Here is a 17,609-nt window from a genome sequence, read left to right on the forward strand (position 1 = left end):
CTCACTTTCCAGAAATAGAGGAACATCTCATGTTGCAGGGCAAAAACGCAGTCATCACCGGTTCCACATCCGGAATTGGCCTTGGCATTGCCACCCAGCTTGCAAAGGCGGGCGTGAATGTGGTGATCAATTCTTTCACGGATCGGGAGGACGACTATGCCATTGCCGACAAACTGGCGCAGGACCATAAAGTGAAGGCAGCCTATTTCAGCGCCGACATGTCGGATGCGGACGCCTGTGTGGCTCTGGTTGAAGGAGCGACCGAAAAGCTCGGGCCTATCTCCATTCTTGTCAACAATGCCGGCATTCAGTTTGTCGCGCCGGTTGAAGACTTCCCGCCCGAAAAATGGGATGCCATTATGGCGATCAACCTGTCATCGGCGTTTCACACCACCAGAACAGCAGTTCCGGGCATGAAGGCATTTGGCTGGGGCCGCATCATCAATATTTCATCAGCGCACGGCCTGACCGCCTCTCCCTTTAAATCAGCCTATGTGGCGGCAAAGCACGGTCTTGTCGGCTTCACCAAATCGGTCGCGCTGGAACTGGCGGAACAGAATATCACCTGCAATGCCGTCTGTCCGGGCTACGTCATGACACCGCTTGTTGAAGCGCAGATACCCGATCAGATGAAGGCCCACAACATGGACCGAGAAACCGTCATTCGCGAGGTCATGCTGGATCGCCAGCCCACCAGGGAATTCGCAACCGTCGAGCAGATCGGGGATATTGTTGCCTTTCTGTGCAGCGAGGCAGCAACTCAAATCACCGGCACGCCGCTTTCGGTCGATGGCGGATGGACGGCGCTGTAATCATGCCAAATCCAACCGGAAAGCCGATCAATCTGGCGCTTCAGGGCGGCGGGTCTCACGGCGCCTTCACCTGGGGTGTCCTCGATGCGCTGCTGGAGCGCGGCACGCTGAACATTGAGGGCGTTTCCGGCACCAGCGCCGGGGCCATGAATGCGGTGGTGCTGGCTGACGGCTTTGAGGAAGGCGGCATCGACGGGGCTCGCCAGCATCTGGAGCATTTCTGGCGCTCGGTCAGCAAGGCTTCAAGCTTTTCCCCAATCCAGCGCACGCTTCTGGGTATGCTGTTCGGCAGTTGGTCGATGGACAAGTCGCCAGGCTATGTGATGAGCGATATCATCAGCCGGTTTTATTCGCCCTATGATTACAATCCCCTCAATCTCAATCCCCTGCGCGAGATTTTGGAAGATCTTGTCGATTTCGAACGGGTTCGACGCTGCAAGGGTATGAATTTGTTTCTGGGTGCCACCAATGTGTTCAACGGCAAGGTGCGGGTTTTTGAAACTCCCGAGATTACAGCCGACAGCGTGATGGCCTCGGCCTGTCTGCCCTATATGTTTCAGGCGGTTGAAATTGACGGCATTCCCTATTGGGATGGCGGCTATATGGGCAATCCGGTGCTGTTTCCGTTTTTTAGAAAAACCTTGAGCGATGATATTCTGCTGGTTCAGATCAATCCGATTGAACGCCGTGAGACCCCCAAAACCGCGCGGGAAATCCTCAACCGGGTCAATGAAATCACCTTCAATGCATCGCTGCTGCGTGAATTGCGGGCCATCGAATTTGTCTCGCGCAAGCTGAAAGAAGGCGTTTTGTCCCCGGATGAATATTCCGACATAAGGATGCACAGAATAGCGCTGGAGGACGATGACTCTCCCTTATCCGCTTCTTCCAAGGTCAATGCGGAATGGAAATTCCTCACCTATCTGCGGGATATGGGCCGCGACGCCGCCCATGAATGGTGCGATGAAAACGAACAGCATGTCGGCAAGACATCCACCCTGCGGCTGAATGAGGAAATTGCCTACACCATGCGCGGCGAACTGACCGGGTTCTGAACCGGTCCACGGAAGCGCCAGCATTTCCAGCCTTCGCCGCGCCAGATCTGGATCCTCGGGACAAGCCCGAGGACGACGGTTTCAAGAATTCATATCATCCGGAAAAGCCGCGCTGATCTTCAAACCAGCAGCCGCATGCCCGCAAATGCCGTCGTCCTTGGGCTCGTCCCGAGGACCCAGTGGCCGCTTCCCGCAAGGCTGCTACGAGCCAGCTTCCAGCACCACCAGCAAATCTTTGGCGTCGATCTGGTCGCCAGCCTTGACCAGAACCTCGGCCACCTGACCATCGCTCTCGGCATGAATCGCGGTTTCCATTTTCATCGCTTCAATCGACAGCAGCACATCGCCTGCGGTGACATCTTGCCCGGCCTTGACATTGATCTGCGAGATGACACCCGGCATCGGAGCAGCCACATGAGACGCATTGCCGGCATCCGCCTTCTGCCGCGCCACTACCGCATCAGCGCGGTTGCGGTCGGGCACCTTGATGATACGCGGTTGCCCGTTCAACTCGAAAAATACCCGCACCATGCCTTTTTCATCCGCATCGCCGATCGCCTGACAGCGCACTACAAGGGTTTTTCCCTTTTCCAGCGTGATCAGAATTTCGTCACCTGCTTCAAGTCCATAGAAATAGACCGGCGTCGGCAACACGCTGACCGGACCGTACACCGCCTGCGCTCTGGCATAATCGGTAAAGACTTTCGGATACATCAGATAGGAAGCCAGTTCGTACTCGCTGACCGGACGCTCAATCGCCGCCTCGATGGTTTCGCGTTCCTTCTGCATATCCGTTGGCGGCAGCAGCGAACCGGGCACGACTTCAATCGGCTTTTCCCCTTTCAGAACCTTTTTCTGCAGCGCTTTTGGCCAGCCATTGGGCGGTTGACCGAGGTCCCCATGCATGAGTTGAACAACTGACTCAGGGAAGGCGATATCCTTGTCCGGGTCTTCGACATCGGCCACCGACAGTCCTGAAGACACCATCATCAGCGCCATGTCTCCAACCACTTTGGAGGACGGCGTGACCTTTACGATATCGCCGAACATCTGGTTTACATCCGCATAGGTCTGAGCCACTTCATGCCAGCGGCTTTCCAGTCCCAGCGAGCGCGCCTGTTCTTTCAGATTGGTAAACTGGCCGCCCGGCATTTCGTGCAGATAGACTTCTGACGCACCGGCTTTCAAATCCGGTTCAAAGGCGGCATATTTGTTGCGCACGGCCTCCCAGTAGAATGAAATCCGGCGAATTGCCTTCGGATCAAGCCCGGTATCGCGCTCCGATCCTTTCAGCGCCTCGACGATAGAGCCAAGGCAAGGCTGCGAGGTCAGGCCGGAGAAGGCGTCCATGGCGGCATCCACCGCATCAACGCCGGTTTCAACGGCCGCCAGCACTGAGGCCGCAGAAATGCCGGACGTATCATGGGTGTGGAAGTGCACCGGCAGCTCGGTTTCCTCGCGCAGCGCCTTGATCAGGACGCGGGCGGCATTCGGTTTCAGCAGCCCTGCCATATCTTTCAGGCCTATAATATGGGCCCCGGCGGCTTCCAGTTCCCTGGCCAGATTGACATAGTATTTGAGGCTGTATTTGGCCCGGTCCGGGTCCAGAATATCGCCGGTATAGCAAATCACGCCTTCGCACAGTTTATTTGCTTCGCACACTGCGTCCATTGAGACGCGCATATTTTCAACCCAGTTGAGGCAGTCAAATACCCGAAACAGATCAATCCCGCCCGATGCCGCCTTGGCGACGAAATCCTGCACTACATTGTCAGGGTAATTGGTGTATCCGACCCCGTTCGACCCGCGCAGCAGCATTTGCAGCAGCAGGTTCGGCACACGCTCACGAATTTTCGCAAGTCGCTCCCAGGGATCTTCCTGAAGAAACCGCATCGCCACATCAAAGGTTGCGCCACCCCAGCATTCAAGTGACAGCAGATTGGGCAGGGCCGTGGCATAGGCATCAGCCACATTGACCATGTCAAAGGTTCGCATCCGTGTCGCCAGAAGGCTCTGATGCCCGTCACGCATGGTCGTGTCTGTTACCAACGCACGTGTTTCCGCCCGCATCCATTTGGCAAATTGTTCCGGCCCGTCCATATCAAGCCGCTGTTTCGTGCCTGGCCGCGGACTGCCTTCAAAGCGCGGCACCACCGGTTTTGCTGCCTCCGGGTCGGGCCGGCGGCGGTTCTTGGCTTCCGGATGGCCGTTTACCGTGACATCGGCAATGTAGGTCAGCAGCTTTGTCGCCCGGTCCTTGCGCGACGAGGTGTTGAACAGCTCTGGCGTTGTATCGATGAACCGTGTCGTATAGCGGTTTTCCTGAAAGTCGGGATGCGAAATGATGTTTTCCAGAAACAGCAGATTGGTCGCCACGCCGCGAATCCGGAATTCCCGCAACGCCCGGTGCATGCGCTGGATCGCCTCCAGCGCGGTCGGCGCCCATGCAGTGACTTTTTCCAGCAGCGGATCGTAGAACCTGGTGATCACAGCGCCTGAATAGGCGGTTCCACCATCCAGCCGGATTCCGAACCCGGTCGCACCGCGATAGGCGGTGATGCGGCCATAATCGGGAATGAAATTCTGCTCCGGATCTTCCGTGGTGATGCGGCATTGTACCGCATGGCCGTTGAGGCGCATATCCGCCTGCGCCGGAACGCCGGACGCCGCCTCGCCGATGATCGCCCCTTCAGCAATGTGAATCTGCGCTTTGACGATATCGACTCCGGTGACTTCTTCTGTAACCGTGTGTTCCACCTGCACCCGTGGATTGACTTCGATAAAGTAGAATTTATCGCTGTCCACATCCATCAGAAATTCGACGGTTCCGGCACCGCAATACGACGCTGCATGACCGATTTTCAGGGCATAGTCGCACAATTCGTCTCTTTGTTTCTGCGACAGATAGGGCGCGGGAGCTCGCTCCACGACCTTCTGATTGCGGCGCTGAACCGAGCAGTCGCGCTCAAAAAGATGCACCAGATTGCCATGAGAATCGCCGAGCAACTGAACCTCTACATGACGCGCGCGCTCAACCAGTTTTTCCAGATAGACCTCATCCTTGCCAAAGGCCGCCCGCGCCTCGCGCTTGCCTTCCAGCACTTCACGCGACAAATCATCAGCCGAGCGGATCGAGCGCATGCCACGGCCACCGCCGCCCCACGAGGCTTTCAGCATCACAGGATAACCGACTTCTTCGGCAAGCCGGTGCACTGCATCCATATCATCGGGCAGCGGCTCTGTGGCAGGTACAACCGGCACACCGGCCTCAACCGCAAGATTGCGCGCCGAAACCTTGTTGCCAAGCGAGCGCATTGTGTCCGCAGTCGGCCCGATGAAGGTCACACCGGCAGCACTGCAGGCATCGACAAATTCGGGGCTTTCGGACAAGAACCCATAGCCGGGATGAATTGCATCGGCGCCGGATTCCTTCGCCACACGCAAAATTTCCTCGATGGAAAGATACGCCTCAATCGGCCCCATCTGGGTCTCCAGATGGGGTCCCTTGCCAATCTGGTAGGCTTCATCGGATTTGAAACGGTGCAGCGCCAGCTTGTCCTCTTCGGCAAACACGGCAACGGTTTTCAAACCCAGCTCATTGGCGGCGCGAAACACCCGGATTGCAATTTCAGAGCGGTTGGCGACAAGAATTTTGGAAATGGCCATAGATGTCGAAAGTCCTGATTGAAAACCGTTTGGAAGAACGTCTGAGCTCTTTTACCGTGCAGCGCACAAATTCGCAAAGCTTCCTTTGCCGCTGGCTGTGTTAATTCCTCTCTCCGCCATGTTGTGCACGGCTGTCAGGTCGCCTAGAAACAGGGCTCTGCTATCAGCATCCAAGGTCGCATCCCACCATGTTGAAAGATTTCTCCCTGCAAGCCTTCTTCATGGGCTGGCTGGTCGCCTTTGTCGGATTCGCCAGTTCCTTCGCTGTCATCCTGCAAGGCTTGAACGCTGTCGGTGCCACCCAGCAGCAGGCCGCATCCGGTCTCATGGCACTTTCCATCTCCATGGGGATTTGTGGAATTATCCTCAGCGTCTGGACCAAAATGCCGGTCAGCGCCGCCTGGTCGACGCCGGGCGCAGCTTTGCTGGCGACAGCTGCAGTACCGGAAGGCGGCTTTGCCACGGCCGTCGGTGCCTTTCTCATCGCCGGTGTTCTGCTGGCTTTTGCCGGCATCTGGAAACCGCTTGGCCGCGCCGTTCAGGCTATTCCGGCACCGTTGGCGAATGCCATGCTCGCGGGCATTCTGATCGGGCTTTGTTTTGCGCCCTTCAAGGCCGTGGCATTTGATCCGCTTCTCGGCCTGCCGATCCTGATCGCCTGGCTGATCGGAGGTCGGATTCACCGCTTTCTCGCTGTGCCGGCAGCCCTGGCAGCGTTCTTTGTCGTGCTGCTGTTTGCCGTCGATCTGCCGGACAATATGCGTTCAGAACTCGGCGAAGCGCTGGTGCCGGCCTGGATTTTCATCTGGCCGAACTTCAAACTGTCCGCCCTGATCGGCATTGCCATCCCGCTGTTCATCGTCACCATGGCAAGCCAGAATATCCCCGGCGCTGCGGTTCTCAGCGTTCATGGTTACAAACCGCAGCCCGGCCCGCTGTTTGCGGTCAGCGGCGTATTTTCGTTCCTGTCCGCGCCGTTTGGCGGCCACGCGGTCAATCTGGCGGCGATCACCGCTGCAATGTGCGCCAGCGAAGATGCCCATCCCGACCCGGCGCGGCGCTACTGGTCAGCGATTACTGCAGGCGCGGTCTATATCTTCTTCGGGCTGCTGGCAGGTGTGGCGACATCCTTTATCAGTCTGGCCCCCGGCATTCTGATCGAGGCCGTTGCCGGGCTGGCGCTGATCGGTGCTTTCAGCGCCTCTGCCCTTGCCGCCTTCCAGCAAGGCGAAACCCGACAGGCTGCCGCGGTGACGTTCCTGACAACCGCTTCCGGCATCAGCCTGTTGGGAATTTCGGGCGCGTTTTGGGGATTGCTGGCCGGGATTGCGGTGCTGGCTCTGCAGCGACGCACACCTGCTGTCAAAGGCTGAACAAGCGCCGCAACCAGACAGCGGCGTCGCCAACGATCGATACACATTTTGCCTCGGGCCTGGCCGGTTGCTGCACCATCACCACCGGCAGGCCCATCCAGCTCGCAGCTTCAATCTTAGCGTAGCCGGGGCCGCCGGAATTTTTCGCCACCACGCAATTGATGCGGTGATCCGACATCAGCGCACATTCATCATCGGCAGTGTCGCGCGGGCGTTCCAGAATGACCTTGCCGGGCGGTATCGGGGGGTCCGGTTCTTCCATCATCCGGCTCAAAAACCAGCAATCCATGCGTCTGGCGAAGGCCGGCGCTTCCTGGCGGCCGACCGCCAGAAGCACGCGGGCTCGGCGTGGCACCTGCTCCACTGCCGAAGCAATATCGGACACTTCCAGCCAGTGATCCTGCTCGGTCTTTTCCCAGGGCGAACGGCCCAGCAGCAAATACGGCACACCCAGTTGCTTTGCGGCACTGACCGCATGATCGGTGATGGTCGCGGCAAACGGGTGCGTTGCATCGATCACCGCTTCAATCTTCTGGCTGGCAATGAATTGCGTCAGCCCTTCAACGCCGCCAAAGCCGCCAATGCGCAGCCGCCCGGCCGGGCGGCGCGGTGAACTGGTCCGGCCTGCCAGCGAGCTGATGATGTCGAGTTCCGGTTCGCTGGCAAACAGCTGTGCCAGACGAAAAGCCTCGGTTGTGCCGCCCAACAACAAAACCGAATGCGCCATTGCAGATGGCGCATCGCCCTCAATTATCCGTACTGGCTCCGTTTCCAAGATTGCCAATTCCTATCGCCCCTTGATCATCAGCGGTGTTGGCCAGTATCCGGCCATCGCGCCCCACAATCAGTATGTCCAGCACAACTCCGCTGCCGGCACCGCCCTTTTCCAGAGCCGCACGGCCCGTCTGTTCCGCCTGTCGAGCCACGTCCAGCGTTAGTGCATCAGCCATGGTGCCCGCTTCCTCAACGGCTAATGAAAGCACTTCCGCAGCCGTGTTGGCAATCCGGGATTTTTCCACAAGGCCGGGAGACCCGCCCAGAGCCTCGATTCGCAGCGCCAACCAGTCGAAATCGACCTGCGAGCGGCCGGAATGCAAATCCAGCGCGCCCTGTGCCAGTTTCACCAATTTAGCGAAACCTCCGGCAATGGTGAGACGCGGCACCGGGTGGCTGCGGACATATTTCAGCACCCCTCCGGCAAAATCGCCCATATCCAACAGGCCGATATCCGGCAAATCGTAAAGCGCCTGAACCGCCGCTTCAGAAGTCGAGCCGGTGGAGCCCGCAATATGGCTAAGTCCGGCAGCCCGCGCCACATCCACCCCGCGGTGAATGGAGTGTATCCACGCCGCGCAGGAAAACGGGTGGACAATGCCGGTCGTGCCCAGAATGGAAAGTCCACCAACAATGCCGAGGCGCGGATTCCAGGTTTTCAATGCCAGTTCTGCGCCTCCCTTTACTGAAATTTCGATGATTATATCGTGCCGCTGGGCAAACTGGTCGCACAGGGTTTCAACCACTTCACGCATCAGCTTGCGTGGCACCGGATTGATCGCCGGCTCGCCCGGTGGAACCGGCAGACCGGCCCGTGTCACCATGCCAACGCCAGGACCGGCGCTGAACACGATGCCGCAGCCTGGCACGCCACGGCGCAGTGTCACGATGATCTCCGCCCCATGGGTGACATCCGGATCATCACCGGCATCCTTGATGATGCTGGCCATGGCATAATCCGTGCCGAGCTGCTCACGGCACAAGGCAAATGAAGGCTTTTCGCCTTTCGGCAGGGTGATTTCAACCGGATCGGGAAACCCGCCCGAGAACAACGCAGTCAGCGCCGCTTTGGTGGCAGCAGTGGCACAGGCACCTGTTGTCCAGCCCCTGCGCAAATTCCGGTCTGTGGGCTTGCGAGCATTCATGCTTCATCTATAGACCGTTTCATGGTTTCAAACAGTCTCGCTTTCCTCTAATTTACACCCATGAACCGAGAATCTGATCCGACTCCCCTCTTCAATCTGCCGCGTTTCGAGCCTGGCTGGGTCTGGCTTGTGGGTGCCGGTCCCGGCGACCCGGGCTTATTAACGCTGCACGCCCTGAACGCCCTGCAACAGGCCGATGTCATCATTTATGACGCCCTTGTCGGCGAGCAGGTTCTGGACCATGCGAAGCCTTCCGCGATCAAGGAGTATGCCGGCAAGCGCGGCGGCAAACCCTCACCCAGCCAACGTGATATTTCGCTGCGTCTGATTGAACTGGCCCGTGAGGACAAACGCGTCTGCCGCCTCAAGGGCGGCGATCCATTCGTGTTTGGCCGCGGCGGCGAAGAAGCCCTGGCGCTGGTGGAAGCCAGTGTACCGTTTCGCATTATTCCCGGTATCTCGGCAGGCATTGGCGGTCTGGCCTATGCGGGTATTCCGGTGACCCACCGGGACATTAACCAGGCGGTAACCTTTTTGACAGGTCATGATCAGACCGGCCTGACACCCGCTGCAATCGACTGGAACGGCGTCGCCAAAGGCGCTCCGGTGATTGTAATGTATATGGCGATGAAGCATCTGGGGTCCATTACCCAAAATCTCATCAAAGCGGGCCGCAAGCCAGGCGAACCGATGGCAATTATCTGTAACGCCTCACTGCCGCATCAAAGCGTTCTGGAAACCACACTGGGCGAGGCGGTCCGTGACGCTGAAGCGCAGCAGATGGAGCCGCCTGCCATGGTGGTTCTGGGCGAGGTGGTTCGCTTGCGCGCCGCGCTGGACTGGCTGGGGGCGCTACAGGGGCGCATTCTGGAAAAAGACCCACTCAACAGCCGCAGTCAAAGCCAGGCCGGATGATGGCCGGGCAAAAGGCCCCGCGTGGTCTGGTTCTGTCCGCACCCGGCTCCGGTTGCGGCAAAACCCTGATCACTCTGGCGCTGCTGCGCGCCCTGAAAAATCAGGGTCTGGATGTCGCCGGTGCAAAGAGCGGTCCGGATTATATCGACCCGCGTTTTCACGAAGCCGCCTGTGGCCATCCCAGCTATAATCTCGACGGATTTGCCATGACGGCGCCGGATTTGCAGCATTGGGCCGCAATTGCTGCCCGCAACGCTGATCTGCTGCTGGTTGAAGGCGCCATGGGTCTGTTTGACGGCGCAGCAAACGGCGAGGCGTCGACGGCTGATATTGCCGGCAGTCTCGGCCTGCCGGTGGTGCTGATTATCGATTGCCGCGGCGTCGGCCAGTCAGTTGCAGCGCTTGCCAGCGGCTTTGCCGGTTTCCGCAGCACGACGCGGCTCGCCGGTGTCATTCTCAATCGCGTCAGCTCACCACGCCATTTTGATATTTTGAAAAGTGGTTTTGATGAAATCGGACTGGCGGTGTTCGGCCATGTCAGATCCAGCGCGCAACTGGCGCTCCCGGCGCGTCATCTCGGTCTGGTACAGGCGCAAGAACATGCCGCCCTCGACAGCTTTCTGAACCAGGCGGCAGAACACGTCACGCGCCATATTGATCTGCACGGCCTTGTCAGTGCTGCCGCACCCGTGCAATCCGATCAGGCCATGCCGCCGGCAATGCAACCGCTTGGCCAGTCGATGGCCATTGCCCGCGACGAAGCCTTTGCGTTTTGCTATCCGCACCAACTGGCAGGCTGGCAGAATGCCGGCGCCAGCCTGAGTTTCTTTTCACCTTTAAAGGACGAAGCACCGGCTGCCGATGCCGACGCTGTGTTTCTGCCCGGCGGCTATCCTGAACTTCATGCCGGACACCTTGCCCACGCCGACAATTTCCGCGCAGGGCTGGAAAATGCCGCTGCTGCAAACGCCCTCATTTACGGCGAATGCGGCGGCTACATGGTTTTGGGCGACTGGCTGATCTGCGATCAAAAATACTGCCACAAAATGCTTGGCCTGCTGCCGCTGCAAACCAGTTTCGCCGAACGCCGGCTGCATCTGGGCTACCGCAAACTGACACCGCTTCAACCCGCGCCCTTCGCCTCACCCTTGCGCGGCCATGAATTCCACTATGCAACAACCATCCGCAGCGGCGATGCCGACCCCCTGTTCGAGGTGGAAGATGCTGCCGGCAATGCCTTCGGCAACACGGGCCAGCGCCGTGGCAATGTGATGGGTTCCTTCATCCACCTGATCTGAGCAGTCCTGTTGAATTGTGGTCCCGGTTCAGTTCAGGCGCTGCGTTTGGGCCGCAGAATATGGGCGTGGGCACCGTCATAAAGTGCGCTGTCGCGAAACCCGCCCTGTTCGGCGAGGGCACGGCCAACAAAAATCAGGGCGGTGCGGGTGATTTTCGCCTGCCGGGCCTGTTCGCGAATATCGCTCAAAGTGCCGTGCAGAAACGCCTCATCCGGCCAGCCCACCCGATAGGCAATGATGACCGGACAATCCGCGCCGTAAAGCGGGATCAGCTTGCGTTCGATATCGCGCAGATTGCGCACTGACAGATGAATTACCAGCGTCGCTCCGGAGCGGCCCAGAACCTCCAGATCCTCACCAGGAGGCATCGTTGAGGATTTCATTGCAGTGCGCGTCAGAATCACCGTCTGATTGATTTCGGGCACTGTCAGTTCACGGCCGAGTTTTGCAGCCGCCGCCGCATAGGCCGGCACACCGGGGGTGATTTCATAGGCAATATCAGCCGCCTGCAGTCGCCGCACCTGCTCGGCGATGGCACCATAAAGCGACGGATCGCCGGAATGCACACGCGCCACATCCTCGCCGCGCCCATGTGCGCTGGTAATTTCTTCCATGATCTGATTGAGGGTCATGGAGGCTGTGTCCACCACCCTGCCCGGCGCTTCGGCGACCACTGCCTGAGGCACCAGCGATCCGGCATAAAGACAAAGCGAACAGGATTTGATGAGGCGCAGGCCGCGCACCGTAATGAGTTCCGGATCGCCGGGGCCTGCCCCGATAAAATGAACGGTCATTCTGCTGCTTCCTGATTATCTTGCGCGCGTTTTCTGGCATATCCGCGCGGCGTGTATACCCGTGTTCCGCCATCAAATGACAGTTTGCGTGTCGCGCTGGAGCCAACCAGCACAACAGTCAGCATATCAACATCATCGACATCCAGATCCTGCAGATCGACCACCCGCAAATGTTCTTCGGCGCGGCCAAGATTTGATCCCAGCACAACAGGCGTATCCGCCGGACGATGTTGCAGCAGCCTGTCTCTGGCCCAGGCCAGCTGGGTGCGGCGGCGTCTGGAGACCGGATTGTAGAATGCAATGACGAAATCCGCTTCTGCAGCGGCCTCGACACGGGCCTGAATAGCCTGCCATGGCGTCAGAAGATCAGACAGGGAAATCGTGCAGAAATCATGCCCCAGAACCGCGCCTATGCGGGCGGAAGCGGCCTGCAGCGCCGAAATGCCGGGCGTTGTGATGATCTCTGCCCGCCTTGCGCCATCGGGCACATCCGTCTGATCCAGACACTCCCAGACCAGCGTCGCCATGGCGTAAATCCCCGGATCACCCGAGCAGACCAATGCAACTGAATGGCCCTGCCCCGCCAGCAACAGCGCGTGCCGCACCCGGTCTTCTTCTGCACCCAGCGGAAAATCATGCCGTATCTTCCCGCAGGCCTGTGAGCCGAGCAGATCAAGATACAGCGTATAGCCGACCAGATGATCGGCCTCCGCCACCAGCCGTGTCGCTTCTGGGGTCTGCCAGTCGCTCTGCCCAGGCCCCGTTCCCACCACGGCGAGGCGGCCACGGGCGCGGCCAATCCGGTCTGGGTCGACGATCTCCGCTGCTGCGCTTATGGCGCAAGTGCCCTGATCCGATTTTCTTTTCTCGACCAGCAACTCGCCCTGCGCCCCGGCAGCGGCCAGCGCCGCCGCTTCAGCAACGCCATGACAGCCGACTTCGGCAAAGACGATTTCCGACGGGTTTTTGAGGCGCGGCGTTTCCGCCTCCAGTGTTTCGGCGTCCAGAAACCGCGCTGGCACGCCAAAATGCGCGGCGACAGCATGGATCGCCGCTTCATCGGCCTTCACCACATGGGAACACACGCAGGATACGGCCATACCGCTGAGATGCGCTTCGGCAAGGCTTTGTTCGGCCAGTTCGATCAGCCGGTCGGGGTCGGCATTGCGGATGGCCCCGAGGCCCATGACGAGACGCTTTGGGTGATACACCAAATGATCACTCGCTCCGGCCTGGGTTTGCAACGTACTTTCCAGAACCAGATCGCCGTCTTCCGCCAGCGGCAGATCGCCGTCGGGAAACGGCGATTCGCCGATAATCCTGATTTTACCGCCATTCAGCAGAGCCGCCATGAAGGGTTTGGCATCATCCCTGTTAGCCAGCGTCCAGCCCGTTGGCGGCTCGTCCAGAGCAACTCCATATTGCACATCTCCAGCCGTGGTAATCGCCGCATGACCGGACAGATATTTGGCAATCTCCCGCGCCATGGCATTGCCGCCATGATGCCCGCCCAGCAACGGTACGATACTCTGCCCGTCGTCGCTGATCGCAAGCACTGGCGGTTCCCGGTGCTTGTCAGACAGATGAGGCGCGACGGCGCGGATCAGGATCCCGGAGGCGCAGACACCGATAATCGGTCTGCCGGAATTGAAAAGCCCGCCAATATGCGGCAGCGCGTCGTCAAACAGCACAGCAATACCTGTCACGCCCTGCAGGCGAGCGGCAGCCCCGTGAATCTCGGCCTGCAGAAGGCCCGCAAGCGATTGCGCGAGCGGCAGCCCCGCTTGCGTCAGAACCACAATGACCGCTCCATCGCTCATCAGTCGGCCCCCGGCCCGGGACGGCTGCCCTTATCAATCAGAATCATCGAGAAATACGGCGCGCGATTTTCCGGCACGTCAGCCAGCGGCAACACGCGCTGCTGTTCCAGCGTGGCGCGCTCGACATAGATTGCCGCCTGCGTCAGCCCCTCTGCCTCAATCAGCTTGCGCAAGCGGCCGAAATGACGCCCCACCTTGATGATCGACGCCGCATCGCAAGCCCGCAGTTGCGCCGCGATGGCCGCATCATCCAGCGGTCCGGGAATCACCGTCAACACGCTGTTCCGGCCGGCAAGCGGGCGTCCTGCAGCCGCCGCACAGGCGGTCAGCGACGATACGCCGGGAACCACCACACAGGAAAAATCGGCGGCCAGAAGATCATACAGATACATGAAGGAGCCATAGAAGAACGGATCCCCTTCACACAGCACCACGACATCTTTCCCGGCCTTCAGATGCCGGGCAATATTAGCGGCCGCGCCCTGATATATCTCATGGGGAAAACTGTCCGGCAGCATCGGCACTTCAATGGCAAGTTCATCGACCCCCTGCATGAAGTGTGCTGCGGCAATTGTCCGGGCAAAGCTTTCGCCGCTTTCAGGTGCGGGATAGGCGATCAGCCCGGCACTGCCGATCAGGCGGGCCGCCTTCAGGGTCATCAGTTCCGGGTCACCCGGCCCGACGCCAACGCCATACAATGTTCCACTCATGCTTCATCTTCCTTCTGCCACGCCCATTGGGTAATGGTCATAGCCGGTTTGAACCCGTGCACGGAGCCAAGCGATTGCAATCTGGCAACGCTGATCCGGGATAGGCTGCCACCATGCTGGCGTTGCGCTGCAAACAGATCAGCTTCCGATTCGATCGTCACTGCATGACAGACAAACCGGCCTCCGGGTAACAGAAATTGCAGCGCTGCATCGATTTTGTCGCGGCTGATGCCGCCGCCCATGAAAATTGCATTGGGGCGAGGACAATCAAGACCGCCAAGCTGCAGCGGCATTTCGCTCTGATATCCTGCATGAAGGCCGGAAAGCCCGAAGCGATTGGCATTTTCCCGCTGATGCGCCTGCGCTTCAGCATCAATATCGAATGTATAGGCTGCGCCTCCCGGTGCAAGCCGCAAAAATTCAACGGCGACGGAAGCCGAGCCTGCACCAACATCCCACATGATGTCATCGGGCAGCGGCGCCAGCCTTGAAATTGCCAGCGCCCGCAATTCCCGCTTGGTCATTTTTCTGAATTGCGAAAACAGCTCATCCGGCAGGCCGGGCGCGCGGGAAACCACTTTTGCACTGCTGCTGGCAATACAGTCTATGGCCAGGGTGTTGAGGTTGAAATCCTCATTGGCTTCAAACTCGGTATCGAAAAATTCTGCACCATCGCTGGCGATCACATCAAACCGGTTTTCCCGCTGGCCGTCGAGATGCGTCAGAACACTGACTTTTGAGCCCTCGTAACCCAGTTCCACCAAATGAGCGCAGACGGTTCCCGGTGTCGTGGCATCTTCCGACAGGACAATGATTTTCCGCTGCGGCGCAAATATGCTGCGAATGCTTGTATCATCGCGGCCATGCAGCGTGTGCAGCGTCACCTTGTGTTGCGGCCAGCCCATGCGGGCACAGGCCAGCGCAAAGGCGGAAACGCCGGGAATAATCACCATTTCCTCCAGCGAAAATCTGGCCAGCAGCCAGTTGCCGACGCCGTAGCAAAGCGGGTCACCGGTGGCAATCACCGCGACTTTTCGGGGGCGCTGTGCTGCAATTGCCTTCAATGTGTCCGCAAACGGGCTTTGCCAGGTGATGCGCGGCCGATCATCCTGCGCAATCATCGCGAACAGGCGCGGAGAAGACACCAGAATTTCGGCTTCATCGAGTTTCTGTTTTGCTTTTGCTGACAGGCTGTCCGGCCCGTCAGCGCCCATGCCGATGACAGACAACCACGGATCAGCCAGTCCTCGCTCAGCCGGTCCTCGCTCAGCCATGTGTTTTCTCCCCCAGGGCCAGCGCATTCACTGCAGCGGCGGCATAGGCCGATCCGCCCCTGCGGCCATTCAGGGCAATATACGGCAGATCCAGCAAGTTGCCGCAAAGCGCCAGTTTTGATTCCACGGCACCGACAAAGCCAACCGGAAAGCCCAGCACCATAGCAGGTTTCGGCGCGCCGCCAGCGACAAGCTCGAGCACGCGGAACAAAGCTGTCGGTGCATTGCCGATTGCAATGATGGCACCATCAAATCTGTCAGCCAGAACCTCCATTGCAGCGGCGGAACGGGTGGTCAGTTGATTGGCAGCTATGACATTGGTTCTGGTGTCATCCAGGGCGCACAGCACCGCATTGGCGGCCGGCAGCAGCCGCTTGGTAATGCCGGCCACCACCATGGTGACATCGCAGATAATCGGCGCACCCGCCGCAAGCGCCGCTGTTCCGGCCTCGGCAGCACCTTGGGAAAAAACCAGATCATCCAGTACATCCACCATCCCGCCAGTGTGAATCAGCCGCCGCGCAACAGGATGCAGAGCCACAGGCAAAGCTGCAAAATCAACTTCCCCGGCGATGATTTCAAAGGACCGCCGGTAAATCTCAGCCGGGTCCCTGATATACTGATAGCTGGTCATGACGCCTGGGCCGTTTCCTGTTTGCATTGAACGATTTGTCCGGGTCTGCCCGCCCTCGGGGAATCCGGATCAGAAAGCTCGACATTGATAAAATTTGTTCTAGTCCTCCAGCAGGGTTTTCGGCCCCATGGGATGATCAGCATGAGGATAGGGGTGATGGCTGTGTCCGCCATTATGGGCGTGGTCATGAGCATGATCGTGGGCATGCCCGTGTCCAGTCTCATGGCTATGGTCATGTGCGTGATGATCTGCCATATGCGCCCGGATTTCCTGTTCGCAGGCACCGGTGCACTCGCCATTGGCATCACATAGATTGCAGGGTTCATTCTTGCCCTCGACATGATGATGATGGCTTTCCTGCGCCAGCCCCACCTGATTTTCAAAGCCCAGCACCTGCGTGCGGTATTTGCACATCTGACAATTCATCAGATTTTCACCGCCGATGATTTCGCGCACACGCTCAGCAAAAGTCTCGATCACCAGGGGATGATCGTTCAAGAATCCGGCCTTCAGAAATTCCGTCTCCGGCTGGCTTGCCGCGACAGCGTCGACACCATCGTAAATCCGCCGCACCAGAACGCCGGTGAACAGGAAATAGGGAAACACGATGACGCGTTTGAAACCCATTTTCGAGATATTCCCCAGCGCCGGTTCAACCAGCGGAAATGTCACACCGGAATAAGCCACTTCACCCCAGCCGAAGCCGAAGCCTTCCCATAACAGCCGCATGATTTTAGCGATATTTGCGTTTGCATCAGGGTCAGACGCCCCGCGTCCCACCACCAGCAGCAGGGTTTCATGATTTTCCGCACTGCCGGCAGCACCGTCGATACACTGCTGAATGCGCTCGCCAGCTGCTTTCAGCATTTTGGGATCGATCCCCAATTCTCTGCCATACTCAATTCTGACACCCGGATGCTGCGCCTGATAGGTATTCAGAACCGAGGGAATATCATTCTTGGCATGGCCTGCGGCAAACAGCATGCCGGGCACCGCCAGAATGCGGTTGCAGCCCTGATCGCGCAGTCTGTCCAGACCATCACCGATGATCGGATTGGCAAATTCCAGATAGCCATACTCAACCGGCCAGTCAGGGAAATGCGGCCGCAGCCGTTCGGCCAGCACGGAAAACTGGCCAACCGCATTGCGGTTGCGGCTGCCATGTCCGCACACCATTACACCGAATTTGTCTGGGCTTGCTTTGCTCATATTCCCGCCTTGTCCATCAGGTGTCATGGCAGGATGGCGAGATCCGTTGAAGGGTCATCACCGTGTTGAAATGGCCGGTTTTGGTTCCGCAATTGGGTCAACCGCACCGACGATCGCTTTCAGCCCCTGC

14 protein-coding genes are annotated in these 17,609 nt (G+C 58.8%); 5 read left to right on the forward strand and 9 right to left on the reverse strand.

Annotated elements, in window-relative coordinates; all coding sequences use genetic code 11:
- Positions 1-29: 29 nt before the first annotated feature.
- Positions 30-812 (forward strand): 3-hydroxybutyrate dehydrogenase, encoded by a 783-nt coding sequence (locus tag RAL88_RS07945; protein WP_306268524.1) that lies wholly within the window; start codon positions 30-32, stop codon positions 810-812.
- Between the two features lie 2 nt (positions 813-814).
- Positions 815-1,867 carry a patatin-like phospholipase family protein gene (locus tag RAL88_RS07950; RefSeq protein ID WP_306268525.1) on the forward strand — a complete coding sequence of 351 codons (1,053 nt, stop codon included), beginning with the start codon at positions 815-817 and terminating at the stop codon, positions 1,865-1,867.
- A 201-nt stretch (positions 1,868-2,068) separates the two neighbouring features.
- Here RAL88_RS07950 and pyc read toward each other — a convergent pair whose 3' ends face one another.
- Positions 2,069-5,533: a pyruvate carboxylase gene (pyc, locus tag RAL88_RS07955; RefSeq protein ID WP_306268527.1), complete on the reverse strand. Its 3,465-nt coding sequence runs from the start codon at positions 5,531-5,533 to the stop codon at positions 2,069-2,071.
- A 188-nt stretch (positions 5,534-5,721) separates the two neighbouring features.
- On the opposite strand from pyc, the gene RAL88_RS07960 reads away from it, so the two are divergent.
- On the forward strand, positions 5,722-6,906 hold the full coding sequence (locus RAL88_RS07960; protein WP_306268529.1) for a benzoate/H(+) symporter BenE family transporter: 1,185 nt from the start codon (positions 5,722-5,724) through the stop codon (positions 6,904-6,906).
- On the opposite strand, the gene RAL88_RS07965 is transcribed toward RAL88_RS07960, so the two are convergent.
- Together RAL88_RS07965 and RAL88_RS07970 are read right to left on the reverse strand one after the other, a co-directional pair.
- The gene (locus RAL88_RS07965) at positions 6,896-7,681 is read right to left on the reverse strand and encodes a cobalt-precorrin-6A reductase (RefSeq protein WP_306268531.1); all 786 of its coding nucleotides are present in this window, start codon (positions 7,679-7,681) and stop codon (positions 6,896-6,898) included. The genes RAL88_RS07960 and RAL88_RS07965 overlap by 11 nt on opposite strands.
- On the reverse strand, positions 7,653-8,825 hold the full coding sequence (locus tag RAL88_RS07970) for a cobalt-precorrin-5B (C(1))-methyltransferase (RefSeq protein WP_306268533.1): 1,173 nt from the start codon (positions 8,823-8,825) through the stop codon (positions 7,653-7,655). The genes RAL88_RS07965 and RAL88_RS07970 overlap by 29 nt, the downstream gene beginning before the upstream one ends.
- 60 nt (positions 8,826-8,885) lie before the next feature.
- On the opposite strand from RAL88_RS07970, the gene cobA reads away from it, so the two are divergent.
- Positions 8,886-9,740 carry a uroporphyrinogen-III C-methyltransferase gene (gene cobA, locus RAL88_RS07975; RefSeq protein WP_306268535.1) on the forward strand — a complete coding sequence of 285 codons (855 nt, stop codon included), beginning with the start codon at positions 8,886-8,888 and terminating at the stop codon, positions 9,738-9,740.
- Positions 9,737-11,038 (forward strand): cobyrinate a,c-diamide synthase, encoded by a 1,302-nt coding sequence (locus RAL88_RS07980; protein ID WP_306268537.1) that lies wholly within the window; start codon positions 9,737-9,739, stop codon positions 11,036-11,038. Before cobA ends, RAL88_RS07980 begins: the two co-directional genes overlap by 4 nt.
- A gap of 32 nt (positions 11,039-11,070) precedes the next feature.
- On the opposite strand, the gene cobM is transcribed toward RAL88_RS07980, so the two are convergent.
- From cobM to RAL88_RS08010, 6 genes are all read right to left on the reverse strand, one after another.
- On the reverse strand, positions 11,071-11,832 hold the full coding sequence (cobM, locus tag RAL88_RS07985) for a precorrin-4 C(11)-methyltransferase (RefSeq protein ID WP_306268538.1): 762 nt from the start codon (positions 11,830-11,832) through the stop codon (positions 11,071-11,073).
- On the reverse strand, positions 11,829-13,652 hold the full coding sequence (cobJ, locus tag RAL88_RS07990) for a precorrin-3B C(17)-methyltransferase (RefSeq protein WP_306268540.1): 1,824 nt from the start codon (positions 13,650-13,652) through the stop codon (positions 11,829-11,831). Before cobJ ends, cobM begins: the two co-directional genes overlap by 4 nt.
- Positions 13,652-14,362, reverse strand: a complete 711-nt coding sequence (gene cobI / locus RAL88_RS07995; RefSeq protein WP_306268542.1) for a precorrin-2 C(20)-methyltransferase — start codon at positions 14,360-14,362, stop codon at positions 13,652-13,654. Before cobI ends, cobJ begins: the two co-directional genes overlap by 1 nt.
- A complete protein-coding gene (gene cbiE, locus RAL88_RS08000; RefSeq protein ID WP_306268544.1) occupies positions 14,359-15,636 on the reverse strand; it encodes a precorrin-6y C5,15-methyltransferase (decarboxylating) subunit CbiE in 1,278 nt (425 codons plus the stop codon). Before cbiE ends, cobI begins: the two co-directional genes overlap by 4 nt.
- Positions 15,629-16,270 carry a precorrin-8X methylmutase gene (locus tag RAL88_RS08005; protein ID WP_306268545.1) on the reverse strand — a complete coding sequence of 214 codons (642 nt, stop codon included), beginning with the start codon at positions 16,268-16,270 and terminating at the stop codon, positions 15,629-15,631. The genes cbiE and RAL88_RS08005 overlap by 8 nt, the downstream gene beginning before the upstream one ends.
- Positions 16,271-16,369: 99 nt before the next feature.
- The gene (locus tag RAL88_RS08010) at positions 16,370-17,479 is read right to left on the reverse strand and encodes a sirohydrochlorin chelatase (protein WP_306268547.1); all 1,110 of its coding nucleotides are present in this window, start codon (positions 17,477-17,479) and stop codon (positions 16,370-16,372) included.
- Positions 17,480-17,609: the final 130 nt, after the last annotated feature.

This window comes from Pararhizobium sp. IMCC3301, from assembly GCF_030758315.1.
Taxonomy (GTDB): domain Bacteria; phylum Pseudomonadota; class Alphaproteobacteria; order Rhizobiales.

Excerpts from the sequence above, each read along its gene's own strand:
- cobI (WP_306268542.1), bottom strand. The coding sequence starts at position 14,362 with ATGAGTGGAACATTGTATGGCGTTGGCGTCGGGCCGGGTGACCCGGAA.
- cbiE (WP_306268544.1), bottom strand. The coding sequence starts at position 15,636 with ATGGCTGAGCGAGGACCGGCTGAGCGAGGACTGGCTGATCCGTGGTTG.
- cobA (WP_306268535.1), top strand. The coding sequence starts at position 8,886 with ATGAACCGAGAATCTGATCCGACTCCCCTCTTCAATCTGCCGCGTTTC.
- cobM (WP_306268538.1), bottom strand. The coding sequence starts at position 11,832 with ATGACCGTTCATTTTATCGGGGCAGGCCCCGGCGATCCGGAACTCATT.
- RAL88_RS07945 (WP_306268524.1), top strand. The coding sequence starts at position 30 with ATGTTGCAGGGCAAAAACGCAGTCATCACCGGTTCCACATCCGGAATT.
- RAL88_RS08010 (WP_306268547.1), bottom strand. The coding sequence starts at position 17,479 with ATGAGCAAAGCAAGCCCAGACAAATTCGGTGTAATGGTGTGCGGACAT.
- RAL88_RS07980 (WP_306268537.1), top strand. The coding sequence starts at position 9,737 with ATGATGGCCGGGCAAAAGGCCCCGCGTGGTCTGGTTCTGTCCGCACCC.
- RAL88_RS07950 (WP_306268525.1), top strand. The coding sequence starts at position 815 with ATGCCAAATCCAACCGGAAAGCCGATCAATCTGGCGCTTCAGGGCGGC.
- RAL88_RS08005 (WP_306268545.1), bottom strand. The coding sequence starts at position 16,270 with ATGACCAGCTATCAGTATATCAGGGACCCGGCTGAGATTTACCGGCGG.
- RAL88_RS07970 (WP_306268533.1), bottom strand. The coding sequence starts at position 8,825 with ATGAATGCTCGCAAGCCCACAGACCGGAATTTGCGCAGGGGCTGGACA.
- pyc (WP_306268527.1), bottom strand. The coding sequence starts at position 5,533 with ATGGCCATTTCCAAAATTCTTGTCGCCAACCGCTCTGAAATTGCAATC.
- RAL88_RS07960 (WP_306268529.1), top strand. The coding sequence starts at position 5,722 with ATGTTGAAAGATTTCTCCCTGCAAGCCTTCTTCATGGGCTGGCTGGTC.
- cobJ (WP_306268540.1), bottom strand. The coding sequence starts at position 13,652 with ATGAGCGATGGAGCGGTCATTGTGGTTCTGACGCAAGCGGGGCTGCCG.